General features: G+C 54.3%; 24 protein-coding genes and 1 other annotated feature. Of the genes, 7 read left to right on the forward strand and 17 right to left on the reverse strand.

What is annotated here, in order from left to right; genetic code table 11:
• Window positions 1-10 precede the first annotated feature (10 nt).
• Window positions 11-1,300, forward strand: a complete 1,290-nt coding sequence (dsdA, locus tag O1722_RS23140; RefSeq protein ID WP_033487025.1) for a D-serine ammonia-lyase — start codon at window positions 11-13, stop codon at window positions 1,298-1,300.
• A gap of 3 nt (window positions 1,301-1,303) precedes the next feature.
• Here the strand turns inward: dsdA and O1722_RS23145 are convergent, their stop codons facing one another.
• Genes O1722_RS23145 through O1722_RS23165 form a run of 5 tightly spaced genes read right to left on the reverse strand, consistent with a single transcriptional unit; the run spans window position 1,304 to window position 6,321 of the window.
• Entirely contained in the window at window positions 1,304-2,389 is a 1,086-nt protein-coding gene (locus tag O1722_RS23145) for an anaerobic sulfatase maturase (protein ID WP_033487026.1), read from the reverse strand.
• Between the two features lie 17 nt (window positions 2,390-2,406).
• Window positions 2,407-2,766 carry a DUF202 domain-containing protein gene (locus tag O1722_RS23150; RefSeq protein ID WP_032668910.1) on the reverse strand — a complete coding sequence of 120 codons (360 nt, stop codon included), beginning with the start codon at window positions 2,764-2,766 and terminating at the stop codon, window positions 2,407-2,409.
• Entirely contained in the window at window positions 2,756-3,103 is a 348-nt protein-coding gene (locus tag O1722_RS23155; RefSeq protein ID WP_032668912.1) for a YidH family protein, read from the reverse strand. Before O1722_RS23155 ends, O1722_RS23150 begins: the two co-directional genes overlap by 11 nt.
• A 9-nt stretch (window positions 3,104-3,112) precedes the next feature.
• The gene (locus tag O1722_RS23160) at window positions 3,113-4,609 is read right to left on the reverse strand and encodes a sulfatase-like hydrolase/transferase (protein WP_033487027.1); all 1,497 of its coding nucleotides are present in this window, start codon (window positions 4,607-4,609) and stop codon (window positions 3,113-3,115) included.
• Window positions 4,606-6,321 (reverse strand): solute:sodium symporter family transporter, encoded by a 1,716-nt coding sequence (locus tag O1722_RS23165; RefSeq protein ID WP_033487028.1) that lies wholly within the window; start codon window positions 6,319-6,321, stop codon window positions 4,606-4,608. The genes O1722_RS23160 and O1722_RS23165 overlap by 4 nt, the downstream gene beginning before the upstream one ends.
• A 173-nt stretch (window positions 6,322-6,494) precedes the next feature.
• Between O1722_RS23165 and O1722_RS23170 the strand changes: the two genes are divergently transcribed.
• A complete protein-coding gene (locus O1722_RS23170) occupies window positions 6,495-7,388 on the forward strand; it encodes a helix-turn-helix transcriptional regulator (protein WP_033487029.1) in 894 nt (297 codons plus the stop codon).
• Here O1722_RS23170 and O1722_RS23175 read toward each other — a convergent pair.
• Both O1722_RS23175 and O1722_RS23180 read right to left on the reverse strand, forming a co-directional pair.
• A complete protein-coding gene (locus O1722_RS23175) occupies window positions 7,385-8,707 on the reverse strand; it encodes a 6-phospho-alpha-glucosidase (RefSeq protein ID WP_015570123.1) in 1,323 nt (440 codons plus the stop codon). The two genes, O1722_RS23170 and O1722_RS23175, sit on opposite strands and share 4 nt — an antisense overlap.
• Complete coding sequence (locus O1722_RS23180) at window positions 8,704-10,326, reverse strand: alpha-glucoside-specific PTS transporter subunit IIBC (protein ID WP_015570124.1); 1,623 nt, start codon at window positions 10,324-10,326, stop codon at window positions 8,704-8,706. The genes O1722_RS23175 and O1722_RS23180 overlap by 4 nt, the downstream gene beginning before the upstream one ends.
• A gap of 222 nt (window positions 10,327-10,548) precedes the next feature.
• On the opposite strand from O1722_RS23180, the gene O1722_RS23185 reads away from it, so the two are divergent.
• The gene (locus O1722_RS23185; RefSeq protein WP_045339498.1) at window positions 10,549-11,292 is read left to right on the forward strand and encodes a GntR family transcriptional regulator; all 744 of its coding nucleotides are present in this window, start codon (window positions 10,549-10,551) and stop codon (window positions 11,290-11,292) included.
• Window positions 11,293-11,326: 34 nt separating this feature from the next.
• Here the strand turns inward: O1722_RS23185 and O1722_RS23190 are convergent, their stop codons facing one another.
• Window positions 11,327-12,742, reverse strand: a complete 1,416-nt coding sequence (locus O1722_RS23190; protein WP_033487031.1) for an aryl-sulfate sulfotransferase — start codon at window positions 12,740-12,742, stop codon at window positions 11,327-11,329.
• Between the two features lie 432 nt (window positions 12,743-13,174).
• Between O1722_RS23190 and O1722_RS23195 the strand changes: the two genes are divergently transcribed.
• The 3 genes from O1722_RS23195 to O1722_RS23205 are packed head-to-tail and all read left to right on the forward strand — an operon-like array spanning window position 13,175 to window position 16,346.
• Window positions 13,175-14,500 carry a PTS sugar transporter subunit IIC gene (locus tag O1722_RS23195; RefSeq protein WP_033487032.1) on the forward strand — a complete coding sequence of 442 codons (1,326 nt, stop codon included), beginning with the start codon at window positions 13,175-13,177 and terminating at the stop codon, window positions 14,498-14,500.
• 28 nt (window positions 14,501-14,528) lie between these two features.
• A complete protein-coding gene (locus tag O1722_RS23200) occupies window positions 14,529-14,852 on the forward strand; it encodes a PTS sugar transporter subunit IIB (RefSeq protein ID WP_033487033.1) in 324 nt (107 codons plus the stop codon).
• Window positions 14,853-14,861: 9 nt separating this feature from the next.
• A complete protein-coding gene (locus O1722_RS23205) occupies window positions 14,862-16,346 on the forward strand; it encodes a sulfatase (protein ID WP_033487034.1) in 1,485 nt (494 codons plus the stop codon).
• Here O1722_RS23205 and O1722_RS23210 read toward each other — a convergent pair.
• The 3 genes from O1722_RS23210 to ibpA all read right to left on the reverse strand — a co-directional run bounded on the left by O1722_RS23210 (window position 16,343) and on the right by ibpA (window position 19,171).
• Window positions 16,343-18,004 carry a putative transporter gene (locus O1722_RS23210; RefSeq protein ID WP_017694020.1) on the reverse strand — a complete coding sequence of 554 codons (1,662 nt, stop codon included), beginning with the start codon at window positions 18,002-18,004 and terminating at the stop codon, window positions 16,343-16,345. The genes O1722_RS23205 and O1722_RS23210 overlap by 4 nt on opposite strands.
• Before the next feature lie 191 nt (window positions 18,005-18,195).
• On the reverse strand, window positions 18,196-18,624 hold the full coding sequence (gene ibpB / locus O1722_RS23215; RefSeq protein WP_015570126.1) for a small heat shock chaperone IbpB: 429 nt from the start codon (window positions 18,622-18,624) through the stop codon (window positions 18,196-18,198).
• A 136-nt stretch (window positions 18,625-18,760) separates the two neighbouring features.
• Window positions 18,761-19,171 (reverse strand): small heat shock chaperone IbpA, encoded by a 411-nt coding sequence (gene ibpA / locus O1722_RS23220; protein ID WP_006177605.1) that lies wholly within the window; start codon window positions 19,169-19,171, stop codon window positions 18,761-18,763.
• Window positions 19,165-19,239, reverse strand: a sequence feature (ROSE (Repression Of Heat Shock gene Expression) occurs in the 5'-region of heat shock genes and acts as an RNA thermometer to modulate expression.). Its footprint overlaps the gene before it by 7 nt.
• A gap of 247 nt (window positions 19,240-19,486) precedes the next feature.
• Between ibpA and O1722_RS23225 the strand changes: the two genes are divergently transcribed.
• Window positions 19,487-19,819, forward strand: coding sequence for a YceK/YidQ family lipoprotein (locus O1722_RS23225; protein ID WP_017383693.1), 333 nt, complete (start codon window positions 19,487-19,489; stop codon window positions 19,817-19,819).
• Here O1722_RS23225 and O1722_RS23230 read toward each other — a convergent pair.
• From O1722_RS23230 to dgoR, 6 genes are all read right to left on the reverse strand, one after another.
• On the reverse strand, window positions 19,816-21,045 hold the full coding sequence (locus O1722_RS23230) for a YidR family protein (protein WP_023302819.1): 1,230 nt from the start codon (window positions 21,043-21,045) through the stop codon (window positions 19,816-19,818). The two genes, O1722_RS23225 and O1722_RS23230, sit on opposite strands and share 4 nt — an antisense overlap.
• A gap of 51 nt (window positions 21,046-21,096) precedes the next feature.
• Window positions 21,097-22,434: an MFS transporter gene (locus O1722_RS23235; protein ID WP_192870722.1), complete on the reverse strand. Its 1,338-nt coding sequence runs from the start codon at window positions 22,432-22,434 to the stop codon at window positions 21,097-21,099.
• A 118-nt stretch (window positions 22,435-22,552) separates the two neighbouring features.
• Window positions 22,553-23,701 (reverse strand): galactonate dehydratase, encoded by a 1,149-nt coding sequence (gene dgoD, locus O1722_RS23240; protein ID WP_003861103.1) that lies wholly within the window; start codon window positions 23,699-23,701, stop codon window positions 22,553-22,555.
• Window positions 23,698-24,315, reverse strand: a complete 618-nt coding sequence (locus O1722_RS23245) for a 2-dehydro-3-deoxy-6-phosphogalactonate aldolase (RefSeq protein ID WP_023295663.1) — start codon at window positions 24,313-24,315, stop codon at window positions 23,698-23,700. Before O1722_RS23245 ends, dgoD begins: the two co-directional genes overlap by 4 nt.
• On the reverse strand, window positions 24,299-25,177 hold the full coding sequence (locus O1722_RS23250) for a 2-dehydro-3-deoxygalactonokinase (RefSeq protein ID WP_033487036.1): 879 nt from the start codon (window positions 25,175-25,177) through the stop codon (window positions 24,299-24,301). Before O1722_RS23250 ends, O1722_RS23245 begins: the two co-directional genes overlap by 17 nt.
• Window positions 25,174-25,863, reverse strand: a complete 690-nt coding sequence (gene dgoR, locus O1722_RS23255) for a D-galactonate utilization transcriptional regulator DgoR (protein WP_003861109.1) — start codon at window positions 25,861-25,863, stop codon at window positions 25,174-25,176. The genes O1722_RS23250 and dgoR overlap by 4 nt, the downstream gene beginning before the upstream one ends.
• Window positions 25,864-26,067 lie beyond the last annotated feature (204 nt).

The raw sequence follows: 26,067 nt of genomic DNA on the forward strand, positions 1-26,067 counted from the left end.
GAGACGTACTATGGAAAACGCAACTATCACTACTTTAACCGCACAGTTTCCTCTGGTTGAGGATCTGATTGCCCTGAAAGAAACCACCTGGCTTAACCCGCGCACCACGACGCTGGCGGAAGGATTGCCGTATGTCGGGCTGACCAAAGCCGACGTGGACGACGCGCACGCGCGCCTGAAACGCTTCGCGCCGTATCTGGCGAAAGCGTTCCCGGAAACGGCGGCAACGGGCGGGATTATCGAATCCGACCTGGTCGCGATCCCGGCGATGCAGGCGCGGCTGGAGAAAGAGTCCGGTAAGGCCATTCCAGGCACGCTGCTGCTAAAAAAAGACAGCCATCTGCCGATCTCCGGCTCGATCAAAGCGCGCGGCGGCATCTATGAGGTGCTGACCCACGCGGAGAAACTGGCGCTGGACGCCGGACTGCTGAGCGTCGAAGACGACTACAGCATCCTGCTGGAGCCGCGCTTTAAGGATTTCTTCAGCCAGTACAGCATCGCGGTGGGCTCAACCGGCAACCTGGGGATGTCCATCGGCATTATGAGCGCCCGCATTGGCTTTAAGGTGACGGTGCATATGTCCGCCGACGCCCGCGAGTGGAAGAAAGCCAAACTGCGCAGCCACGGCGTGATGGTCGTGGAATATGAGCAGGATTACGGCGTGGCGGTGGAGCAGGGACGCAAAGCGGCGGAAAGCGATCCGAACTGTTTCTTCATTGACGATGAAAACTCCCGTACGCTGTTCCTGGGCTATGCGGTTGCTGGCGAGCGCCTGAAGGCGCAGTTTGCCGAGCAGGGCCGCGTGGTGGATGCCGATCATCCCCTGTACGTCTACCTGCCGTGCGGCGTCGGCGGTGGCCCCGGCGGCGTGGCGTTTGGCCTGAAGCTGGCCTTTGGCGATAACGTCCACTGCTTCTTCGCGGAGCCAACGCACTCCCCGTGCATGCTGCTGGGCGTTTATACCGGGCTGCACGATGAGATTGCGGTGCAGGATCTGGGCATTGATAACGTGACGGCGGCGGACGGTCTGGCGGTAGGACGTGCCTCCGGCTTCGTGGGCCGCGCGATGGAGCGCCTGCTCGACGGATTCTATACCCTCTCCGATCAAAGCATGTACGACATGCTCGGCTGGCTGGCGCAGGAGGAAGGGATTCGCCTGGAGCCGTCGGCGCTGGCGGGGATGGCCGGGCCGCTGCGCGTCGATGCCGATGAGAACGTTACCCACCTGGTGTGGGCGACCGGCGGCGGCATGGTGCCGGAGGATGAGATGGCGAAGTACCTGGCGAAGGGAAACGCCTGATCGTCAGCCGCTCTGCCGCAGCTGTTTCATCAGTTCAGCGGGCGAACGTTGATGCCTGATGAGGTCGCGCATGGCCCGCATGTACGGCGCGCTGTGAAAAAAGAAATCACGGTAGCCCTCGCACAGCACGCTTTTACCGTTCAGGCGATGGCGGGGGCAGTCGCCATTGCACAGGGGAAGAACAGAACACTGCCTACACTCATCCGTGAGCGAATCGTGCTTAATTTCGCCAAATGCACGCGCCGCGGCGGTTTGGTTAAGAACAGATATCGGCATTTGATGAATATTTCCCAGACAGTATTCAGGATAAACATAGTGGTCACATTGATAGAGATCGCCATTGGCCTCTAGTGCAAAGGCATGCCCGCAGCGTTCGGCCAGTGAGCACATCTGTGCGGGATAGCCACTCCAGACGCCCAGCATTGAGTCAAAGAGCTGCACAAAAACGCGCCCCACATCTTCTCTTACCCAGAGGTCGAAGATTGCCTTCAGGAATGTCCCCCACTCCCTGTCACTCACTGATGACGGATTACCCTGCTCTACCAACGGAATAAACTGCAAAAATGGGGTGCCGAGCGCGCGAAGAAAACGGTACACCCGCTCCGGCTGTTGGCTGTTTTGTTGATTGACCACCGTCAGAAGATTGAAAGAAACCTGATGAATACATAGCTTTTCAATGGCTGCGAGAACTTTTTGGTGAGTCGAATTGCCGCGACGGTTAACGCGATAGGCATCGTGCAATTCGGCAGGACCATCGACAGAGATACCTACCAGCCAGTCGTTTTCGCGAAAAAAACGGCACCATTCATCGTTGAGCAGTACGCCGTTAGTCTGAAAAGCGTTCATGATGCGCTTTCCTTTCCCGTGGCGTTGCTGCAACGCCACCACGTTACGAAAAAAATTGATGCCGCACAGCGTGGGTTCACCTCCCTGCCAGGCAAAGTGAACGTCATCATCCGGCTGGGCAGCAATCTGTTGGCAAATAAACGCCTCCAGAGTGGCCTCGCTCATTTGGGGTTGTTCGGGTTTATCGATATAAAAACAGTAACGGCAGTTCAGGTTACAGCGAGAGCTGGCCGGTTTGGCCATCACATGACATCCTGTCATTATTTTTCCTCTATAAAAGAAATAATCTGATGTAAGTGCGTAATAGCAAACAATATAGAGAGGGAGAGAACAGCGACAGCGATCAAAAATTTGTCACGTACGGCTTTAGGTTGTGCGAAATCACCATGCTCAACGTCCATCAGATTACGACTGCGCGTGTAGCGCCAGAGGATAACCGCCACCAGCGCAAGTACCACAAGTGAAATCCAGAATGGAAGCCCCGTGTGGTGCCAGTTGTGTTTAATCGCCAGCGCGATAAGCGCACCGTAGCCCAGTAACGTGCGCAGCCAGGCCAGCGACGTTCGCTCCGGCTGTAGACCTGGGTCGGCCTCACGGCGGGCTTTGCGGCTACCCGACATAGAGCACCAACCCCATCACCACTACGGCTACCACCAGTAGTATAGTGCTAATCACAAGCAGGCCGCGGGTGTAGGGTAAATCCTCTTTAAGTCGCATCGCTTTTTCGTTTCGCAGCCAGCGCAGGTAGCCGTAAACCGCCAGCACCCCTGCGAAAAGGCACAGCAGTAATGCCAGCAATTCACGGATCAGTGGCGTAGCGAAATCGGGTGCAAGCTGATCAAGACCCACGCCTGCGGCCAGAAAACCTAGCGCGGTGCGGATCCACGCCAGATATGTGCGTTCATTGGCCAGCGAGAAGCGGTAATCCGGCGCTTCACCGACGCGGGAAATTTTCATCTTGTCTCCTTAAAACTTCTGCTTTTTCTCTTCCACTTTTACCCCCTGCGTGGGCAGTCCGGTGTCGTAATCACGCACCACCGGAGAATAGCCATCTCCCGGCCGCGGACGGAAAGCCCCCATCCAACGAGGGATAGCGTCCGCTCTCCACGGTCGACACGCCCATTGATAGGTACGGAACGGGTCGCGGATTTTATCCATATAATCCAGCAGCGCATCATGCAGCTGATTGCGCTGCTCAGCATAGCGCGGCGAGTCAATCAGATTATGCATCTCGTTTGGATCGTTGCGGCGGTCGTAGAGTTCATCAGTTGTGAACAAGTTCAGCACCAACTTGAATGCATCCGTTACCCAACAGCGTACCGGAATAAATCCGCCAAAGCTGTCATGTTCTATCTCGTAGCGGTTAAATTCCACCATCACTCCGCGCTCTGGCTCTGTCGCCAGAATATTGTCACCCGGCAGGATGTCAGGTTTAGGTATCCCCGCCAGCGCCATCATGGTCGGCAGTAAATCGATATGGCTGACCGGCGTGTCGACTTGCTTCGGTGCGCCCTGTGGGGGGCGTATAATCAACGGGATGCGGGTAATATCGTCGTACATAGCCGCACCTTTGCTGATAAGCCGATGTGCTCCCATCATCTCGCCATGGTCAGAGGTATATATGACCCATGTGTTCTCGCATTGTTCGGGGGTGAGTGCGTTAACCACACGACCAATCTGATCGTCCACAAAGTCATTACAGGCGAAATAAAGCGGGTGATGGTAATACCGGCTGCCATCTTCAACTGGTGACGGCATGGCCTGCGACCAGAGGCGATGATGTACGGGCTTATCCACCAGCGTATCCTGAGCCTTTTCCCCTAAATCGTAGTAAAAGTCCTGATATTTCTCGAGATACTGAACCGGGCATGTGAAGGGATGATGAGGTTCGTCGTAAGAGACCACCATCAAAAAGGGTTCGTCCTCCGGGTGAGGGCGCTGTAAAAAATCGATCGCGCGATTGCTGATGCGGTACGCCCAGGTAAAGGTCTCATCGATATTATTAGCCTGCAATTCCTCTACGCTATTAAGGCCGTTGCGCCACAGATTAATCTGCTCTTCGGTAAGTTCTGCCAGATAGTTAGCGCCGTCAAACCAAAACTCGTCATTCCATTCGGGAGGACAAACGCCGGTGCCAAAATAGTCATGACCATCAAGATGCCATTTGCCGATGTAGCAGGTTTGATAGCCCGCATCCTTGAAGTAGCGCCCCATCGTTGAGATGTTCTTGCCTGGTGCAACATTGTTGGTCCACGGTCCGGACTGATTAGCGTAGATCCCAGTGAACAGCCCCGCACGCGCGGGGGTGCAAACAGGGGAGCAGGTATAAGCAGCATTGAAGCGAATCCCCTCTTCCGCAAGCTGATCAATATGGTGGGTGTTCAGGGGTTTACCACTATAACAGCCCACCATATTCGTGGCCTGAGTGTCGGTCATGATGAACAGAAAATTCGGGCGTTTCATGGCTTTTCCTTAACGTCGGAAACATAAACAAGCGAAGGGTTACGGCGCTGACGGATGGCATCGATAATGAGATAAATCACGACCCCTGCGGTGATGGAGTAGCTGACGATGGCAAGCCATTGAGTGGAATACCCCCCAAATTGGGCCAGCCCGGCGTAGACGCCAATCATGGCGAAGAGAATACCCACCGAGGCAATTTTCGCGTTACGCCAGGGTGACATGTCCACGGCAAACGCGTCATGGAAGGTAAACGGCGTGTCGCGCGGTTTGAGCCAGCCGATAATCAACATTACCGCCACGTTGATGCAGAACGTGCAGGCCAGAACATAGAGAAAGTGAAAATCGAATTTCACCAGATAATTAATTACGATGTAGCTGCAAATGCCGATAAACAGCGCCACTTTCGCGGCGAGGGCTGGAATGCGCGGGAAGAAAAAGCCCATAATGATGATAGTCACCAGTGGAACGTTATAGATGCCGTTTAGCTGTTTCATCCATGAATAAAGCCCCTCCGGCGCATTGGCAATCCACGGCGCAACTATTACAGATACCACTGCGATAAACAGGCCAAACCGGCGTCCTACCTGCACCAGTCCGTCCGGCGTCGCATCAGGCTTCAGGATGCGACGATAAATTCCCATACTAAAGAGCGTACTGGCACTATTCAGGAACCCGTTGAACGTACTGATAACTGCACCAAATAAAACGGCACCAAAAAAACCCACCAACGGTGTCGGCAGGACTTTGTTGACCAGAGCAGGATAGGCCATGTCCGCACTCGGCAGATCGCTGTACAGGTGGAACGCAATCAGGCCAGGAAGCACCAGAATTAGCGGGTCGAGCATTTTTAACACGGCGGTTAACAAGGCCCCTTTTTGTCCCTCAGCGAGACTTTTCGAGGCCAGCGTTCGCTGCACAATTCCCTGATTCGTACACCAGTAAAAGGTATTCACCAGGATCAGGCCCGTAAACGCCGCGCCGATAGGCAACGGATCGGTGCTTACGCCAATGGAATTTAACTTCTCGGCGTGTACGGTGGTCAGACGCTCAACTCCCTGTAAAAAACTGCCATCCCCCATCACAATCAGACCAAACACGGGTACCAGCAGACCACCGATCACCAGACCAATGCCGTTAATGGAGTCCGCAATCGCCATGGCGCGCATTCCGCCTATAACGGCATACACAATTCCGGCCAGCCCCAGCAGAATGACCAGCAACCAGATGGCTGCGGCCTGCGAAAGTCCAAGCGCATCGCCGACGTGAAACAGGCTATTCAACGCCAGCGCGCCGGAGTAGAGCACAATCGGCAGGAAGCAGACGCCCGTCGCGATAAGAAAACAGAAATCAATAATGATGCGTGTCGTTTTGTCGTAACGCTCTTCCAGAAAATCGGGAATAGTGGCAATACCGCGTTGCAGATACTTCGGCAGGAAGATCAGCGCCAGAAAAATCAACGTAACCGCTGACGTGACCTCCCAGCCCATCACCGACATGCCGCTTTTATAGGCCTGGCCAGACAGACCCACCAGTTGCTCTGTGGACAGGTTGGTCAGCATCAGTGAAGCAGCAATCACTGGCGCTTTCAGCGACCGGCCCGCCAGAAAGTATCCCTGCTGCGAAGCGGTATCCACTTTACGTATCTTCCACCAGGTGATAAACGCCACCAGCAGCGTAAAGGCAATAAAGCTCACAATTTGCTGAATATTCATCTTGTTGCCCTTAATTATGATTATGACCCGGTAGTTCGCTGTACAGAGGAATTTAACGCACCGGACCCAGGCTATTCGATATCTTAAAATACAAGACTGGTTTCCCCATCACGGTAATTTTCTGATAAATTCCGCTACAGGTTGTGGGCATAATTTGCTGACGGGAAATTAAAATGAATGGAAAAATTCAAATTTCGCATGTAAAAAACGAAACAACGTACAATATTCCCTTAGTTCTTGATGAAAGTGTGATCTCAAGCGGAATTTCACTGATCTCACTCTGGCATACGCTAGCCGACGAGAGCTACCGCGTTATCTGGCCTCAGGATAAGAAAAAACCGCTGATTGCTAACTCCTGGGTGGCGGTTTATACCGTGCAAGGGTGCGGGAAAATCAGGCTCAAAGATAATTCTGAAATTATGCTTAATGGAAATAACGTTATATTCTTAAAACCTACCGATATAACGTCGTACTACTGCGACGGTCTTATCTGGGAACAATACTGGATGGAATTCATCCCCACAAACATGATGGAAATCCCTATATTACAAACTGGCATAATTTATAATGGCGACGAGTTTAATAAAGAACTTTCAGAAGTTGCTGAATTACTCGCTTTGCGGTCCAACATAAAAAATAATTTAGCCGTCGCGTTTCTCACAAAAATTATCTATCAGTGGATTTGTCTTATTTCCGAAAATGGTAGAAAAGATCGGGAACTGCTGCGTCTGGAAAATCTGTTGGCCGAGTTGCACGCCAGTGTGCAAAAGCGCTGGAGCGTCACAGAAATGGCACAGCGGATGCAGTGCAGCGAGCCCTGGCTGCGGCGGATCTTTTTACGATACACGGGTAAAACGCCGAAAGAATATTATCTTGACGCACGCCTCGAACTGGCGCAATCGCTGCTGCGCCAGGAGGGAAATACGGTAAACAAGGTGGCTGACATGCTCAACTTTTTTGATTCGTTTCACTTCAGCAAAGCGTTTAAGAATAAGTTTGGCTATGCGCCGTCGGCGGTCAGCAAGTTTAAGGACCGGCACCTCAATGATGCCGGTCAGGAAAATTAATGCAGTTCCGGCCAGTACTCTTTGTTGGCTTCAATCAGATCGTCCAGAATCGCCTTCGCCACCGACGCGCTCGGTACGGTTTTCGACAGGGTAATCGCCTGCCAGAGTTTCTGATACGAGCGCTGCTCCCAGGCGTCCACCACCAGTTTTTCCACTGCCACCTGCTGGCTCATGAGCCCTTTCTGGAAGTGCGGAATATCACCAACGGTCAGCGGCTCCGGTCCGTTGTGGCCGACCAGACAAGGGATTTCTACCATCGCGTCGGCGTCAAAATTATGGATAGCCCCATTGTTAGGCACAATCAGCAGCATGCGTTCCTGGGTATTAAAGGCGATCGCGGTCGCCAGATCGACGATGTACGACGCATGTTCGTCGATTTCCAGTTCACCGGCAGAAGAATGACCGGCTTCGATAATCGCCCGGCATGAACTGAATACATGCTTCTCACGGTGATCCATCACTTCATTGGCGCGGGTACGCTCCGGGTTGGAATGGGCGACCACATAGTCCGGGAACAGGTAATACTTCAGGTAGGTGTTCGGCATGGTGTCCGGATCCAGCGCCTGTACGTCTTTAGCCTTGGCGAAAGTATCATTCCAGCTCGCTTCAGTATGCGCATCTTCCGAAGGCGGAACATAACCGTTTTTCGCCACGTATTCGCGCAGTTTCGGCATCAGATCGTTGCCGTTCAGATCTTCAATCGACGTCCACCAGCCGAAGTGGTTCAGACCGTAGTAGCGCACGCGCATCTCTTTGCGGTCTTTCAGACCGACGATTTGCGCCATACGTCCTTCAATGCCGATCGGCATGTCGCAGATGTTGAGAATTTTCGCGTTCGGACGCAGGCGGCGCGTGGCTTCCGCGACAATCGCCGCCGGGTTGGAGTAGTTCAGCATCCACGCGTTCGGGGAGTACTGCTCCATGTAATCCACCAGCTCCAGCACGCCGCCGATGGAGCGCATGCCGTAGGAGATGCCGCCCGGCCCGCACGTTTCCTGGCCCAACACGCCGTGGCGCAGCGGGATTTTTTCATCTTTTTCACGCATGGGGTATTTGCCCACGCGAATATGCGCCATCACGAAATCCACATCGGTAAAGGCCGCTTCAGGATCGGTGGTGTAACTAAATTCAATCTCCGGCGCCTGCTCCTTAAGGATGATTTTGCACGCCTCGGCGATGATCTCCTGACGTGCTCCGTCATTGTCATAGAACTTCAGCGCACGCAGCGGGAAACGGTCACGGTTGGCTAACAGCATCAGGACGATACCAGGCGTGAATGTACTGCCGCCGCCTGCAATAACAACTGAGAATTTTTTCATGATATAGCCTCTGTCAGAGTGGTTTGTTCGTTTGTTAAAGGGGTTTTCATCAGCGATTCCAGCTGGTCGCGCACCTGAGGAACGTGCAGACCGACAATCACCTGTATGCCGTTGCCGCGCCGCACCACACCGTGTGCGCCCAGGGCTTTGAAGACGTCGTCGCTTTGGGTTTTCGTCATATCCACCAGGGCGATACGCAAGCGGGTGGCGCAGTTATTGATACTTTCGATGTTTGCTGCGCCGCCGAGCGCCTGTAAGAACCCAGCAGCCTGCCCGACCTGCTGGCTGGCTGCCGCCGGGGCGGTGGTTTGCCCGCGCGCGGCCTTATAGTCGGCTTTGTTGTAGAGTTTGATTTCGCTCTCTTCCCGGCCCGGCGTTTTGAGATTCAGACGTTCGATAAGCGTCCTGAAAACCACGAAATAGAGAGCGGTGAAGCAGAGGCCGATGCCAATCTGGGTGAATACCGTCGAGGCGTGGTTATGGAACATCGGGATCCAGTTTTGCGGCAGGAACTGGTCCAGCAGACCGCCCCCCATGTTCCCCACCACCCCGAAGGTATACATCACCGTCGCCATCGTTGCGGCCAGCACGGCGTGGATGGCAAACAGCAACGGCGAGATAAACAGGAAGGTGAACTCCAGCGGTTCGGTAATGCCCACCAGCACGGCGGTAAGCGTGGCCGGGATCAGCAGACCTGCCACTTTGACGCGGTTCTCCGGCGACGCGGTATACCAGATAGCCAGCGCAATACCGACTGAGCCAAACACCTTAGAGTTGCCGTGCAGCGCGAATCCGCCCTCCGGAAACAGCGTTTTCAGCGGCACAGTGCTCTGGCTGAATTCCTGAAGGTGCTGTGCCCAGTAGACCTGAATGCCGCCTTCTACCGCAGCCGGGCCGAAGATAAACGGGCCGTAGACAAAGTGGTGTAATCCGGTTGGGATCAGAATGCGTTCCAGGAAGGTATAAACCCATACGCCCAGCGCGCCAGCGGTACGTAGAAAGGCCTGCAACGACTCAATGCCCATCTGCACTTTCGGCCATCCCAGCAGCGTCAGCCAGGCGCAAGGGATCATGACGAAGAACGCGAGGATAACGACAAACGAGGTGCCCTGGAAAATCCCCAGAAAGACCGGCAACGGCTTGTCGAAAAATCGGTTGTGGATGGCGGTGACGAGCCCGGAAATGATAATCGCCCCGATGATGCTGGTATCAAGCGTTTTGATTCCGGCAATCATCGCCAGCCCGCTGCCGGCAGTGGGTTCAGCAGAGAAGTCGACGCCAAAGAAGTGACCCCAGGTCATCCCCATCGCGTTGATAAAGTAGTTCCAGGTCAGGAAGCTAATCAGCACCGCCAGACAGGCGCGGCCCTGCGCCTGCTTTGCCAGGCCAATCGGTAAGCCGACAGCAAAAATCAGCGGCATATTTCGGAACACCGCCCAGCCGCCCTCTTCGATGATGTGAACAATTTGCGCGAACAGATTATCCGGCGCGGTTAAGGCCTCACCGACAAACAGCGGATTGCGAAGCATGATGGCGATCCCAACCACGATCCCGGCAAAGGGAAACAGCAAAACCGGGGTGAACATGGCGCCGCCAAAACGTTGTATTTGACTGAGCATTTTTAAATCCTCATGAAACAACCTGTAGGGGATAGAGGCCTTTATGGTTTTTTACTGGCCTGAGGTGAGCATAAGAACTTACTGATGCGGCAACATGGTATGCCGCTGCGATTCGTGATCGCATTCATGGTTTTAATTTGACCAATCAGGTCTACTTTTTAAACTAAACATAGACAAGTTAAGACGTAATCCACGCCATGATGTGCGCAGAGAGGTCTACTGGTGATCTACAAATCAATTGCCGATCGGCTGCGGCTGCGGCTGAATTCCTCGGACTACAACATTGGCAGTCCGTTACCCGGAGAAAAAGCGCTGGCAAAGGAGTTTGGCGTAGCCCGGATGACCATCCGCAAGGCGCTGGATCTGCTGGTAAGCTGGGGGCTGGTTGAACGTCGACACGGCAGCGGGACGTTCGTGGCGCGCAAAGACGTTCATCATGAAACGACTAACCTGACCGGGCTGGTGGAGGTGCTGCGCCAGCAGGGGAAAGAAGTGCAGAGCAAGGTGTTGCAGTTTGAAGTGATGCCCGCGCCGCCCGCCATCGCCAGCCAGCTGCGGATTCAGGTTGATGAGCGGATCTATTTTTCAAGGCGGGTGCGTTACGTGGACGGAAAACCGCTGATGCTGGAGGACAGCTTTATGCCGGTGAAGCTGTTCCGCAATCTTTCCCTGGCGCATCTCGAAGGATCTAAGTTTGATTACATCGAGAAGGAATGCGGGATCACCATCAGCGGCAATTACGAGAGCCTGACGCCGGTGCTGGCAGATAAACAGCTGGCCGGTTATATGAATGTGCCGGAACAGACGCCGCTGCTGCGCATCACCTCCCTTTCCTACAGCGACAGCGGCGAGTTCCTCAATTATTCCGTGATGTTCCGGAACACCAGCGATTACCAGGTGGACTACCATCTGCGGCGCATCCACCCGGAAGACTTGTTAGCCCATCCCCCAGAACAGCACCGATAAAGACTGACAGCAACGGGAACGCGCCAGAGCAGATTTATATCAGCGTGCGCAGTTCATCGAAGGAAAAAATACGGCCACGATAGCCCAACCCGGAATCAATATTGTATATCGACACCCCAATATTATTGTTGGTATCGAAGACGAAGAAGGACTGCTCGGCGCCAAAATAGACGTTGAAATTATCATCTCCCACGTCAAATACCGATGAAGTAAGCTCGCTTCGCTGACCAGGAATGTGGAACTGATCCAGCCGCTGAACCGTCCTGGCGGTTAAATCAACGGCCAGCACGGTGGGTAAAGAATCCAGTGCCGCCGCAGTATAAGCGACTGGCGGCGATTCAATAACACGCACCAGTTCATTCCCCTTTTCATCGGCACAGGAATTGTTGTTAAACAGAGAAATGACGATTTTATTATCACCTCGCCAGGCATCATATTGACTATTTTTGGTAATAAACACGGCGTGCTCACCGTTGGGATAGGTGAAATTATCGGCATCGACCACGCTCAGATTGAGCGCGCTATTGAGGGTGGGGAAAGCGGGATTATCAATAATCCACTCCGGATCGCCCGAGTCAATATTGAGGCCAATAATGGTACAGCTTGAGCGGGAATTGATCATGAGCTGATTGGTTTCCGCTATATACTCCAGGCTGTTGAAATGCACGTCATTGGTATCGGTATTATCCAGCACCGTGGCCCCCATAAACTCGGCGGTGTAGTCACGCTGCCAGAGCAGGGTTCCGCTGGCGATATCGTACCGGTAGAGCATGCACTCCAGCTTCTGCTGGTCGCTCCAGCCGTCTAGTAGCGAGCCTAATACCCACACGTTGCCCTTGCCGTCGGTTGTCAGGTCGTGGTGAAAGCCATAGCCCGCCGGTGCGGCGAGGGTTTGCGTTACCTTTCCGGCAAGGTTAAAGCGGTAGAGCGTGGGGGCAAAGGCATGTTTATCGGGATCGTAGGTTTCACTGGCCAGTGCTGACCACAGCGAATTGTCGATAATTTTTAAATTACCGTACATCCACGGGAACAGACCCGTAATGCGTAAATCGCCGTTAATATCGTAGCCATTCCACTCGCTGGTCACAAACCAGCCCTGACCCAGCGTATTATCCGCCATGTCCCGATCGTCAATATTGATGGCTAACGTTAAGGCCACATCGCCATAATCCTGGCCCTCAGTGGAGATCGTAAAAATAGAGGTTTGTACCTCTCCTTGTTCCGTGTAAAGCGTCAGCGTCACGGTATTGGCATAATTCGCATAGAGGCCGACAATGGTGACTTCGGGATTAACAGCGTAACGATCGTTGGCATAATAAAAATCCACATTATTAGACTTACCATGAACGGTATAATTAAATCTTACCGGCTGATAATAATCTATTTTAATAAGCGCACTGAGCTTATTCTTATCATAAGGGTTAACAATTACCGTAGAGGTTGCTTTCATTACAGAGTCCTTAGTTTGTGCTTAACATCGCTGGTGTATTGACGCTTTCACCCACAAACCTATACCTCGTTTTAATTGTATTTTGTGGAATAGCACACAAATAAACCGATTTTTGCAAATTCATACTAATTAATCAGCAGTGAAAACACCAAAATAAATCATTACACATCAATATATTCATCAATGAAATATAACCCTGGTAAATACACATTGCGCCTGTCATTCACATCCATAGATTATATATAAATAATTAATTAAAAAATCACAAAAATCACTGGGATTTATAGCTTGCTATTTTTGCAAAGACACTCACAAAAAATCATTTTTAATCTTCTAATGACTAATTTTGATTACTAGTATTCATCCCGTCATCAACAGCAGTGAACGGGATGTAATTATCTGGATAAAAATATCACGGAGGTTAAGTCAAACATGTTTTCTGAATTTATCGCCATAATACAGTCTTTTTTGACCGAGCCTGCAATCTTAATAGGCTTGCTGGTCGGTCTGGGGTACGCACTCGATAAAAAATCACCGATAAAAATTATTACCGGCATGGTAAGCGCCATGGTGGGATTAATGATGGTGTTATTCGGTGGTTTTCAATTCTCGGCAACGTTTAAACCTGTGGCTGATGCTGTTAGCCAGTCTTACGGTATTCATGGCTACCTGATGGATTCCTATGCCATGAAAGCGGCGACCCAAATTGCGCTCGGCGATAATTTCGGTTTTGTCGGCTATGTGTTTGTACTGGCCTTTTTTACCAACCTGCTGCTGGTGCTGTTGGGCCGCTATACGCGGGTCAAAGGCATCTTCCTGACCGGTAATACCGGCGTATCCCACTCTCAGGCTGTGCTGTGGCTAATTGTCTTCTGGCTGGGCTTAGGCTGGGTCCCCTCAATTATTATCGCCGGGATATTAACCGGGTTGTTCTGGGCTTTCGCCACGACGCTGATCGCGAAACCCGTCGCCAAAATTACCAATAATGCGGGCTTTACCATCGCCCATAATCAGATGCTGGGGATCTGGTTTTTTTCTAAATTCGCCCATTTGTTTGGCGATGCGGAAAAACAGGATGCCGAGAATATGAAACTGCCCGGATGGCTGGCAATTTTTAACCATAACGTCACCTCTATCGCAATCGTGATGACGCTGTTTGTCGGCGGTTTTTTACTGACAACCGGGATTGATAACGTCCAGGCGATGGCGAAAGGAAAGCCCTGGTATATCTATATTATTAACCTCGGACTGCAATTCTCCATGTATATGGTGATTTTGCTTCAGGGCGTGCGCATGATGGTCGGCGAAATTAATGCCTCTTTTAAAGGCTGGCAAGACCGTCTTATTCCTGACGCCATTCCGGCTGTTGACGTCGCGGCGCTGCTCCCCTTCTCACCAAATGCCGCTACGCTGGGATTTATCTTCTGTACCTTCGGCACCATATTTTCGATGGGTATTCTGCTTATCACCAAAAGTCCCATTATGGTGTTGCCGGGTTTTGTGCCGCTCTTTTTCTCCGGCGGTCCTATTGGCGTATTAGCCAACCGATTAGGCGGTTACCGCTCCGTTATTATTTGCACCTTTCTGCTGGGAATGATTCAAACCTTCGGCACGATCTGGGCCATTCCGCTTACCGGCCTTGCTGCCGAGGGAGTGGGCTGGACCGGTATTTTTGACTGGGCGACATTATGGCCCGCCATTTGTGAAATCCTTAAGTTTATTGCAGCCACATTCCACCTTGGGCCTTACACGGGCTAAATCCCTTCACCTTTAAAAGGAACGTGTGATGAAAGAAAAAATTAATATTCTGTTTGTTTGCGGCTATGGCGTTGGTAGTAGCGTAATGTTACAGACGGTCGTGAAAAAAGCGTTAGCAAAATACAATATTGCTTTTGAGATGGAGCATACCGCCGCGGGCGAGGTGGGCGGGTTTACCGACTGGGCCGATATCTATGCAATTTCTAAAAAACTCATTGATGTGGTCAGTCTCGATCCGCGTCACGGGCAATATCTCATCCCGATCGAAAATATTATGGACGGCGAAACGATCGGTAAACAGATCTACGCGGTGGTAGAAGAACATTTTCCGCATCTGATCCCGTCTCGCTAAGGAGCGCAGATGAAAGCCATTATTCTGCTCTTTGATAGTCTGAATAAACATTATCTGCCGCCCTACGGAGACGTTATTACCCAGGCACCAAATTTCCAGCGTCTGGCGGCGCACGCGGTAACGTTTAATAACAGCTATGTCGGCAGTATGCCGTGTATGCCCGCCCGCCGTGAATTACACACCGGGCGGTACAACTTCCTCCATCGCGAATGGGGGCCGCTGGAGCCGTTTGACGACTCCATGCCGGAGTTGCTGAAAAAAGCGGGCGTGTATACGCACCTTATCAGCGATCATCTGCATTACTGGGAGGATGGCGGAGGTAATTACCACAATCGTTACAACTCGTGGGAGATCGTGCGCGGTCAGGAGGGCGATAGCTGGAAAGGGAGCGTTGCCGATCCGGTTATCCCGGAGGTGCTGCGCGTACCACAGAAACAGACCGGCGGCGGCGTATCCGGGCTCTGGCGTCAGGACTGGGTAAATCGCGATTATATCCGTGAGGAGGCCGATTTTCCGCAAACTCGCGTCTTTGCTGCCGGTTGCGAGTTTATCGAAAAAAACCATTCGCAAGATAACTGGCTGTTGCAGGTCGAAACCTTCGATCCGCACGAACCGTTTTACACCACCGAAGAATACCTCTCGCTGTATGAAGATCCGTGGGACGGGCCTCACTACGACTGGCCGCGCGGCAAGGTGGAGGAGAGCGCGGAGGCGGTAGAACATATTCGCTGCCGCTATCGTGCCCTGGTGTCCATGTGCGATCGCAATCTGGGCCGCATCCTTGACCTGATGGACATTCTCGATCTCTGGCGCGATACGATGCTGATCGTCGGTACCGACCATGGTTTTCTGCTGGGAGAACATGGCTGGTGGGCGAAAAATCAAATGCCGTACTACAACGAAGTGGCGAATAACCCGTTATTTATCTGGGATCCGCGCCACGCCAGGCGCGCAGAGCAGCGTGATTCGCTGGTGCAGATGATTGACTGGGCGCCGACTCTGCTGGAGTTCTTCAGGCAGCCCATTCCCGCAGACGTACAGGGGCAACCGCTAACGCCGGTTCTGCAAGATGACACGCCGGTGCGTGACGCCGCGCTGTTCGGCGTTTTCAGCGGCCACGTCAACGTCACGGACGGTCGCTACGTCTATATGCGCGCCGCGCTTCCCGGGCGTGAAAATGACATCGCGAATTACACCCTGATGCCGATTAAGATGAACACCCGCTTTGATGTGGCCGAGCTGCACGCCTTAACGCTGGCGCCTCCCTTCCGTTTTACCAAGGGCGTCAGTACATTGCGCATTCCGGCCAAAGAGAAATATCAGGGGATTAATCGCACTGGCCATCTGCTGTTTGATTTATACACCGATCCGCAGCAGCTGAGCCCGATAAAGGATGACGCGATCGAAACGCGTATGATTGCCCTGCTGGTGCGCCTGTTGCACGAGAGTGACGCGCCGGCAGAGCAGTTTGTCAGGCTGGGTTTAACCGGCTAGCCCATCCCCCAGAACAGCACCGCCAGTAGCTGCGGGGTGATGATGCGCAGAAACATCACCAGCGGATAAACCGTGGCGTAGGACAACGCCGCCGCGCCGCTGGTGGCGTGCAGGTTGTTGGCGAACGCCAGCGCGGGCGGATCGGTCATGGAACCGGCCAGCATGCCGCACAGCGTGAGATAGTTCATTTTAGCGAAGATACGTGCCAGTAATCCGACCGTTATCAGTGGGATAGCGGTAATAAATATGCCGTATCCTACCCAGCTCATCCCTTCGCCGTTGACCAGAGTATCGACAAAATCGCCGCCGGATTTCAGCCCCACCACCGCCAGAAACAGCACGATGCCTAACTCCCGCAGCGCCAGGTTAGCACTCGGCGGCATAAACCAGTAGAGCTTACCGATGGAGCCGATACGCCCGAGGATCAGCGCCATAATGAGCGGCCCGCCTGCCAGACCCAGCTTCAGTGCTACCGGGAAGCCGGGCACGTACAGGGGGATGGAGCCAAGCATGACGCCAAGCCCGACGCCGATAAAGACCGGCAGCATCTGCACCTGCTGGAGTTTTTGCTGGGCGTTGCCTACCATGTCCGCTACGGCATCAATGGATGAGGGACGCCCGACGAGGTTGAGAATATCACCGAATTGCAGGCTGGCATCCTGGCTGGCCACCAGCTCGACACCGGCGCGGTTAAGCCGGGAGATCACCACGTCATAACGCTCTTTAACCTGCAAATCGCGTATTTTCTTGCCCAAAACCTTCTCATTGGTCACTACCACCCGCTCCACGCGCATGTCCGTTCCACGGGTTGAGAGTGAGGTATCCACCTCCTGACCAATCACCAGCCGGGCATTGTTTAAATCCGCCGGTTGCCCTACCAGATGCAGGAGATCGCCGTGCTGAATAAGGGTATCCGGTGAAGGCACCATCAGCGTTTCATCACGTTTCAGGCGGGAACAGATAATGGTCGCGCTGTTCAGAATGGGAACATCCTGAATCGCCATATTGTTCAGATTAGGGTTTTCGACGCGAATATTGATAGTTTTAATGAGCGCATGGCCGTTGGTCAGCGTGCTTTCATGCTCTTTTGCCTCCTGCTCGACGTTAACGCGGAACAGCACGCGCACCAGCCACATCGAGAGCAAAATACCGCAAATGCCAAACGGATAGGCCATGGCGTAGCTCATCCCCATCTGATCGACGACATCAGCAGGGATACCCAGATCGCGCAGAATTTGCTGGCCCGCCCCGAGCGCGGGCGTATTCGTGACGGCGCCGGAGAAGATGCCCAGCACGACGGGCAGCGGAATCGCGAAGAGTTTATGCAGAATGGCGGTAACCAGCCCCCCCATCACGACGATGCCGAAGGCAAAGAGATTAAGGCGTAAACCGGAGACGCGCAGGGAAGCGAAGAAGCCCGGCCCCACCTGAATACCGATGGTATACACAAAGAGGATCAGGCCGAACTCCTGGATGAAATGCAGCATATCGGCGCTGAGCACCCACCCAAGCTGGTCGGCAAAATGGCCGACAAAAATCCCGCCGAACAGCACCCCACCGATGCCAAATCCGACGCCGCGGATTTTGATATTCCCCAGCCATAGCCCCACTACCGCGACAAGGGCCAACACGCTAACGGTTAACGCGATATCACTCATGATCCACATCCTGTGTATAACCATAGTTATGCTAAGGATTCTCTCAGAGCTGACGGCGGTTGTATGGGCGATGGCGCACAAAAAAGCCCTGCCGGGGCAGGGCTTCATGGCATCTGTGAGCGAGTCGGGTGGCGGCTGCGCCTTACCCGACCTACAGGATCGGCAGGTTTGCCACCCGGCAAAAACGTGGTTTAGCTGTTCAACGCCGGGCGTTCGCTAATGGCGATGCGCTGAGGCGCAATGGCTTCCGGCACGTTACGGGTGAGGTCAATGTTCAGCAGCCCGTTAGTGAACGTCGCGCCAGAAACTTCCATATGGTCTGCCAGGGTAAAGCTCAGGCTAAACGGCTGAGTGACAAGCCCCTGATGCAGCCATTTGGTCTCGGTGTCTGGTTTTTCCGGTGACCCTTTCACGGTCAGGCGCGTACCCTCAAGCTGGATGTCGAGATCTTCCTGGCGGAACCCGGCCAGCGCAAGCGTGATGCGGTAGTGGTTATCATCGCTTTTTTCGATGTTGTACGGCGGAAAGGTCTGCTGTTCGGTTGCGCTTTGCAGCGCGTTAGCCAGTTTGTCAAAACCGATCCACTGACGCAGCAGGGGGGATAAATCGTAGTTACGCATACTAAATCTCCTTCTGAGAAGCGAGTTCGGCACAGTTTAATTTTGTGCACAGTTGTACCTGCAAACCCTTGCGGATTCGCATATGCTCCCGTTACGGCAAGCAAGTTCGGGTGGGCCGCTCACGCGACCCGCGTAATTAGTTGATTTCGATACGACGCGGTTTTTTCTCTTCCGGAATCACACGTTCCAGTTCGATAAACAGCAGGCCGTTCACCAGGTTCGCGCCCTTGACGTGGATGTTCTCAGCCAGCTGGAACTTGCGCTCAAAGTTGCGCTCTGCGATGCCCTGGTAGAGGTAGGTTCGTTCTTTCTGCTCGGCCGTATGGGAGCCTTTCACCACCAGCAGATTGTCCTGCGCGGTGATCTCCAGTTCGCTCTCTGCGAAACCGGCAACAGCAATCGCAATGCGATAGTGGTTTTCGTCAACCAGTTCAACGTTGTAAGGAGGATAGCCGTTGCTCTGGCTCTGGTTGTTTTCTAAGTGGTTGAACAGACGATCGAAACCAATGGCAGAACGGTATAGCGGAGAGAGATCGAAATTACGCATGGATAAATGCTCCTGAAATCAGCGAGAAAATGTAGCCTTCCACCATGGACAGGCTTCTGCTTCCCCGAACACCCATCAGGCGTGTCCGTTATCGGGTTACATTCTTAAAATGGGTCTGGATACGGCGTTTTCAAGACTGTTGATGTGAGATTTTTTTGCACTTTGCTGGTTGTCGCATAGACTCAGGGGCACAGCACAAAGGGTTAAATTGCGATGACGACCACAGTGCGGGAGTTTTGAGCTATCCATTTTGGACGCGCCTCGCTATAACCCTGAGTTGCAGGTCAATGCCGTGCTACTAAAGATGACTGAGTGATGATGAGAAATGTTCTGATTAAGCTGGCGTCGTTCAGCGGGGTTGTTTTACTTTGCGGGTGTTCGAGCGTGATGTCGCACACCGGCGGTAAAGAAGGAACATATCCGGGGACGCGCGCCAGTGCCGCAATGATCTCTGATGATGAGACAAACTGGGGTACCAAATCTCTGGCGATTCTTGATATGCCGTTTACGGCGGTTGCCGATACGCTTCTGCTGCCGTGGGATATGTTCCGCACCGACAGCTCAGTGCGTTCGCGCGTTGAGAAAAGCGAGCAGGAAAAGCTGGCGACCAATTCCGTCATCCCGCCCGCAGAGATGCCTCCACGCTAATTCTGTGCGGTTTCCGTTAGCCACAGCTGGCGGAAACCGTCCTTCTCTTCCATCCATGCAATAAATCGTCCGTCCGGGGAAAACACCACAGCGTCAGCAGACGGCGGATTGCCGTGATCGGACGTCAAAAACGTCACCTCTCCGGTCTGCGCATCGCAGCAGGCAATACGGCCTGCAAGCACAAATCCCAGCCCGTTGCCGGAAGGATGCCAGTTAAAGGCCGACTGAATATCACGCTCAGTGTGGGTTAGCTGACGCGGCTCGCCGCCCTCAGGGGAGATAAGCCACAGCTGCACAACGCCGTTATCGTCCCGCATTAAAAACGCAATCTGCGTCCCCTGCGGATTGCTGCGCACCCAGTGGCGCGGTACGTTCACCAGCCCCGGATACGCCTTCTGATGGGTGAAGGTTAAGCGACGTTGCGTTACGCCCGCAGGCGGCGCGGGCATTGTTTCAGGCGTTCCCTGCAACGGCGCATCGCCCGCCCGTTTCCAGCCCTGCTCGTCTTTGGGGAGGTCCACAATAAACAGTTCGGGCACTTTCTCGCCTTTCGCAGACACCGTATCGCCGATAAACGCCAGCCTGTCGTTGCCCACCCAGCCCTCTTCATAGGCGCGGTTTACCTCATTGCTGCCCGGTTTCGGGTTCGGCGTTGTACGGCTTACCAGTACGCTCCAGAAGGTGCCGGCATATTCCCGCGGATGGTTCCCCTGTGGGTTTACTGGGCCAAAAGGCGCCGCCACCCCGACGTTACGCAAATCCAGCTGCGGATCGCGCGCGTGCAGCACATGGTCGTTGTAGGTAAAGCTGACGAACTGCCCGTTCGGGCTAAAAACGTGGACGTGGCTGCCGCCACGCAGCGCGCCTGCGGTGTAAGGCGCGGTGATATCCATCGCATCAAGATTGCTCACCTGACCATTGTGCGCAATCACCCCCTGACGATGGTGAAAATCATACTGCCAGTCTGCATCCGGGTTTTTCGGGCCGTGGATAAAAACATATTTGTCCTGCGCCGGATGAACGGTTACCACGCCGACATGCGCGCCGTCAGTCGCACGGTAGATCGCCTCAACCTCGCCCGTACTGACATTGACCCGCTCAATGGTTTCACCGGTAAACGACGCGCCGGACGGGCGGACATCATAGACAAGCCACTGGCTGTCTGGCGTCCAGGTGTTGATGTTGGTGAGCTGGTGGTTGCGGGAAGCGAAGGTGATTTGTTTCATGAAAATACCCTGATGCGCGGTTATCGCATCAGGGTAAAACATCCGAAGGGATTAGCCTACTCGTTTAACGTCGCCGACCAGCAGGATGTAGGAGAGCGCCCCGATCAGCGCCACGGCAGAGATATACACCAGAGCCGGACCAAAGCCGTAGTCCTGCGCCAGGTAACCGATGACCAGCGGTACGGTGATCCCGCCCAGGCCGCCAACGAAGTTAAACACACCACCAGTCAGGCCGATCAGACGCATCGGCGCCAGGGACGACACCAGCGACCAGGTGATGGAGGCAAAACCGTTTCCGAAGAACGCTACCGCCATCAGGGTCATGATCCACACCGGATCGTTGGTGTAGTTCGCTCCCATGATGCAGGTAGAGATCAGCAGTCCGCAGATAATCGGCGTTTTACGCGCAACGCCCAGCGAGAAGCCTTTTTTCACCAGCTTATCCGCCAGCCAGCCCGAGAGCAGGACGCCGAAAAACGCCGCAAGGAAGGGTACGGTGGTCATAAAGCCTGCCTTCAGCGCGGTAATACCTTTTTCCTGGGTCAGATAGTTCGGGAACCAGGTGAGGAAGAACCACAGCGTGGAGGTCACCGCGAACTGTCCCAGATACACGCCCACCAGCTTACGGTGGAAGACCAGCTTCCAGTCCGCTCTGGTCAGCGGCTGGCGCGCCTCTTTTTTCACGGGCGCATCGCCATCCACCAGGCCACCGCCGTCGCGGATGTAGTCCAGTTCGGCTTTGGTGATGCTTTTGGTCAGGCGCGGCGGCTGATAAACCTTAAACCAGATGAGCGACCAGATAATGCCGATCCCGCCGGTGACGATAAACACCCAGTGCCAGCTCAGCAGCTCCTGGATCCAGATTAACAGCGGCGTCAGAAACGCCAGACCAACAAACTGCCCGGAGGTGTAAAAACCAACAGCGGAAGCGCGTTCGTGTTCAGGGAACCAGCTGGTCACCATGCGGTTGTTGGTCGGAAACGCCGGCGCTTCAAACACCCCGGTGATGGCGCGCAGGCCAATCAGCGACATCAGCCCGGTCGCGAAGCCCTGGAACAGGGTCGCCACGGACCAGCCAAAAATAGTGATAAAGTAGGTCAGACGTGAACCCACGCGGTCAAGGAACCAGCCACCGGGGATCTGACAGAGCGTATACAGCCAGGCAAACGCCGAGAAGACGTAGCCCATTTCCGCTTTGGTGATGCCAAACTCTTCCTGAATATGAGCCGATGCCACGGCAAGGTTGGCGCGGTCGACATAACAGATGACCACGGTAATAAAGATCATGATCAGCGTCAGGTAACGACGACGCCCGGTTTTTGCAGCAGTAACTGGAATATCCATCGCAATCTGTCTCCAGATTTTGGGCATAGCGAAGCCGCTCACCATGCCCTGTAATTTACAGAGGGTTATATTTTTTCTATGTACGTTTTTTTTTGCCCGGTGGCGCTTCGCTTACCGGGCCTACGAGAGAGTAGGCCGGATAAGCGTAGCGCCATCCGGCGATTTACCACTCGGCTACGGAACCGTCTTCATGACGCCACAGTGGGTTACGCCAGTCCGGCGCACTTTTACTCAGCTCAATGACTTTAGCTTCGTCGATCTCCACGCCAAGGCCCGGCTTCGTTAACGGTTTAAAGAAACCACCTTCCATGCTGAAGTCTTCTTTGTTTTTCACAAAGTCGAGCAGCTCCGCGCCCTTGTTATAGTGAATGCCCATGCTTTGTTCCTGGAACACCGCATTGCGGGAGACGAAGTCGACGTGCAGGCAGGCCGCCAGCGCAATCGGCCCAAGCGGACAGTGCGGCGCCAGCGCCACATCGTAGGCTTCTGCCATTCCGGCAATTTTGTAGCATTCGGTGATGCCGCCCGCGTGGGAGAGGTCCGGTTGCAGGATCGCAATGCCGCCCGCTTCCAGCACGCGTTTAAACTCGAAGCGCGAGAACATGCGTTCCCCCGCCGCGATGGGAATGTGCGTCTGTTCAGCCAGTTTCGGATAGTATTCCGCCTGCTCGGCCAGCACCGGCTCTTCGATAAACAGCGGGCGATACGGCTCCAGCTCTTTAATCAGCACTTTGGCCATTGGCGCGCTGACGCGGCCGTGGAAATCCAGACCAAACTCAATCTCGTTGCCGAAGGCTTCACGGATTTGCGCCACGGTATTCACCGCCCGGTCTACCGCGCGCGAGTTGTCGATAACGCCCATTTCTTCGCAGCCGTTGAGTTTGAAGGTGTCAAAACCGATGTTGCGCAGTTGCCGGATACCGTCGATCACTTCCGCAGGGCGGTCACCGCCCACCCAGCTGTAGGCTTTGATTTTGTCGCGCACCAGGCCGCCCATTAATTGCCAGACCGGGGCATTGAGCACTTTGCCTTTGATATCCCACAGCGCCTGATCAATACCGGCGATGGCGCTCATCAGAATCGGCCCCCCGCGGTAGAAGCCCGCGCGGTACATCACCTGCCACAGGTCGTTGATGCGTGCCGGATCCTGGCCAATCAGGTATTCGCCCAGCTCGTGCACCGCGGCTTCAACGGTGCGCGCACGGCCTTCAATCACCGGCTCGCCCCAGCCAACCACGCCTTCGTCGGTTTCGATTTTCAGGAACATCCAACGCGGGGGTAAACGGTACGTGGTGAGTTTGGTTATTTTCATTGCACTGCCTCTCGATACGCTTTCACAAATGCTGCCGCCTGCTGTGCGGTACGCTCAACGGGCTGACCGGCACGATAGAGATCGCTGCCCAGCCCCGCGCCCACACAGCCCGCGCTCATCCACTGGCCCAGGTTTTCCGGCGTGACGCCGCCCACGGCAAAGACCGGCACGCTGGCGGGTAAGACCGCTTTCAGCGCTTTGATGTAATCCGGACCAAAGGCCGACGACGGGAAAATTTTGAGAGACTGTGCGCCCGCATCGAGGGCGGCAAAGGCTTCTGTGGCCGTGGCGCAACCCGGGCAGACGGTCATGCCGTAATCCACCGCCCGGCGGATCACCTCGGGGTTGATATTCGGTGTGACGATAAGCTTGCAGCCCATCTTCGCCAGTTCATCCACCTGCTCCGGCTGTAATACGGTGCCAGCGCCAATCAGCGCCTTATCACCAAACGCCTTCACAATTGCCGGAATGCTTTTTTCCCACTCCGGGGAGTTGAGCGGGATTTCCACCGCGTCGAACCCGGCGTCGATCACCGCGCCAACGTGCGCTAAGGCCTCACCGGGCGTGATACCGCGCAAAATCGCGATCAGGGGAAGTTCAGTTTGCCACTGCATGAGCGATGCTCCTTATGCCTGCCTGAAATGCCGTGTCGCCTTCCACCGCAGCAACATCCCGTCCGATAGCGTGGAACGCCTGGCGGTAACGAGACGTCAGCGATGAACCCGCGACGAGCGTGATGGCCTGCTGCCCGGCGAACGCGTCGCTCAGAGTGGCGACTTCTGCGCCAATCAGCAGGCCGGACAGAAATTCGCTGACCTGTTCGCGCGGAAGATTTCCCAGCACGTGCGAGGCGCGAACCTCAAAAAGTTGCGGCAAAACGGCAGGGGATGCGATCCCGCGCTCAAGCCCGGCGGCAAACGCTTCCGGCGAAGGGGTCTGCTCCGGCAAACCGGCCCCCACCAGCGAATGCTTAAGCAGCAAGTGGTGCAGTTCGCCGGTCATCACGGTGCGGAAATCATGAATTTGCTCAGCATCCGCCTGGACCCATTTGCAGTGCGTCCCGGGCATGACGTAGACAGAAGAAGGAGAAAGGGTGCGCGCCCCGAGCAGCTGCGTCTCTTCGCCGCGCATCACATTATGGTTATCGTCGCGAGAGACGCATAAACCGGGAATAATCCAGACATTGTCGACAACGGACGTTAACTGCTCGCCAACGGCGGTGAAATGCACCGGAACTGACAGGTAAGGCGCGACCTTCCACCCCACGTTACTGCCGACCATTCCGGCCATCACCACTGGCGTAGTACCGTCGCGCCAGTTTTGTGTCACTTCTGCTAACACCGCTGCGGGGGATTTACCGTTCAGGCGCGTCACACCTGCTTCTGATTGCCTGCTTTCCAGGCACTGCTCACCCTGGTAGAGCCAGGCGCGCAGATTGGTCGATCCCCAGTCAATTGCGATGTAGCGTGATGTCATGTGATTTCCTTCAACCTTCGTGTCGAGCTGGCGATCATGGTCAGCGCCGCCTGCTCTGCCGCATCGCCGTCCTGATGCCGTATCGCATCGAACAGCGCTTTATGTTCCTGAAGCGTTTTCGGCATGTTGGCCTCATCGCCCATCCAGGTACGTTCAAATACTGCTCGCTGTAGCGAGCTGATCGCCACGCTAAGCTGCTGTAAAACCGGGTTATGCACCGACTGCAATACCGCTTCGTGGTAACGAATGTCCGCTTCGTTGAACGCCTCCCGATTCTGGTTATTGGCGATCATGTCGTTTAAAGCCGACTCAATCTGTGCCAGGTCACCTGACGTTGCGCGCTCTGCCGCCCAGCGGGCGATGGCCGGTTCCACCAGATTTCGAACTTCGCTCATCGCGCCGATGAGCCGTGGGTCGTAGTCGTTTTCCAGCACCCATTGCAGAACATCGGTATCGAGGTAGTTCCACTGGTTACGCGGCGCCACAAACGCGCCGCGATAGCGCTTCATTTCAATCAGCCGCTTCGCCATCAGCGAGCGGAACACTTCCCGAATGATGTTGCGCGAGGTTTCAAACTCCTCGCACAGTTCCGCCTCTGCTGGCAGCGGCGAACCGGGAACGTATTTGCCACCCACAATCTGAGTGCCCAGCGTGATGACAATGCGATCGGTTTTATTGAGTGTCATGGAGAGTCCTTGTGCTCTGTAAGTCCATCACTACTTTACCGCGACCGCTGAATTTCGCCTCACTTTTGCAGTACAAACGTGAGGCCTTTCGTCTTTGCCGTGGTGACAATGTAGTACAATCAGTTAATGTTGTACTACAATACAGATCACAAAAAGAACAATTTGATAAATTCAGGGCCAAAAAAAGCCCCGGTTAATAACCGG

Source organism: Enterobacter cloacae complex sp. HYC003_NIDB (assembly GCF_056673375.1).

Coding starts and splice junctions, on each gene's coding strand:
- dgoD (WP_003861103.1), bottom strand. CDS start 23,701: ATGAAAATAACCAAACTCACCACGTACCGTTTACCCCCGCGTTGGATG.
- O1722_RS23165 (WP_033487028.1), bottom strand. CDS start 6,321: ATGAATATTCAGCAAATTGTGAGCTTTATTGCCTTTACGCTGCTGGTG.
- O1722_RS23160 (WP_033487027.1), bottom strand. CDS start 4,609: ATGAAACGCCCGAATTTTCTGTTCATCATGACCGACACTCAGGCCACG.
- O1722_RS23145 (WP_033487026.1), bottom strand. CDS start 2,389: ATGGCCAAACCGGCCAGCTCTCGCTGTAACCTGAACTGCCGTTACTGT.
- dgoR (WP_003861109.1), bottom strand. CDS start 25,863: ATGACACTCAATAAAACCGATCGCATTGTCATCACGCTGGGCACTCAG.
- O1722_RS23200 (WP_033487033.1), top strand. CDS start 14,529: ATGAAAGAAAAAATTAATATTCTGTTTGTTTGCGGCTATGGCGTTGGT.
- O1722_RS23195 (WP_033487032.1), top strand. CDS start 13,175: ATGTTTTCTGAATTTATCGCCATAATACAGTCTTTTTTGACCGAGCCT.
- O1722_RS23235 (WP_192870722.1), bottom strand. CDS start 22,434: ATGGTGAGCGGCTTCGCTATGCCCAAAATCTGGAGACAGATTGCGATG.
- O1722_RS23190 (WP_033487031.1), bottom strand. CDS start 12,742: ATGAAAGCAACCTCTACGGTAATTGTTAACCCTTATGATAAGAATAAG.
- O1722_RS23180 (WP_015570124.1), bottom strand. CDS start 10,326: ATGCTCAGTCAAATACAACGTTTTGGCGGCGCCATGTTCACCCCGGTT.
- O1722_RS23205 (WP_033487034.1), top strand. CDS start 14,862: ATGAAAGCCATTATTCTGCTCTTTGATAGTCTGAATAAACATTATCTG.
- ibpA (WP_006177605.1), bottom strand. CDS start 19,171: ATGCGTAATTTCGATCTCTCTCCGCTATACCGTTCTGCCATTGGTTTC.
- O1722_RS23175 (WP_015570123.1), bottom strand. CDS start 8,707: ATGAAAAAATTCTCAGTTGTTATTGCAGGCGGCGGCAGTACATTCACG.
- O1722_RS23155 (WP_032668912.1), bottom strand. CDS start 3,103: ATGAAAATTTCCCGCGTCGGTGAAGCGCCGGATTACCGCTTCTCGCTG.
- O1722_RS23225 (WP_017383693.1), top strand. CDS start 19,487: ATGATGAGAAATGTTCTGATTAAGCTGGCGTCGTTCAGCGGGGTTGTT.
- O1722_RS23245 (WP_023295663.1), bottom strand. CDS start 24,315: ATGCAGTGGCAAACTGAACTTCCCCTGATCGCGATTTTGCGCGGTATC.
- O1722_RS23250 (WP_033487036.1), bottom strand. CDS start 25,177: ATGACATCACGCTACATCGCAATTGACTGGGGATCGACCAATCTGCGC.
- dsdA (WP_033487025.1), top strand. CDS start 11: ATGGAAAACGCAACTATCACTACTTTAACCGCACAGTTTCCTCTGGTT.
- O1722_RS23150 (WP_032668910.1), bottom strand. CDS start 2,766: ATGTCGGGTAGCCGCAAAGCCCGCCGTGAGGCCGACCCAGGTCTACAG.
- O1722_RS23170 (WP_033487029.1), top strand. CDS start 6,495: ATGAATGGAAAAATTCAAATTTCGCATGTAAAAAACGAAACAACGTAC.
- O1722_RS23230 (WP_023302819.1), bottom strand. CDS start 21,045: ATGAAACAAATCACCTTCGCTTCCCGCAACCACCAGCTCACCAACATC.
- O1722_RS23210 (WP_017694020.1), bottom strand. CDS start 18,004: ATGAGTGATATCGCGTTAACCGTTAGCGTGTTGGCCCTTGTCGCGGTA.
- ibpB (WP_015570126.1), bottom strand. CDS start 18,624: ATGCGTAACTACGATTTATCCCCCCTGCTGCGTCAGTGGATCGGTTTT.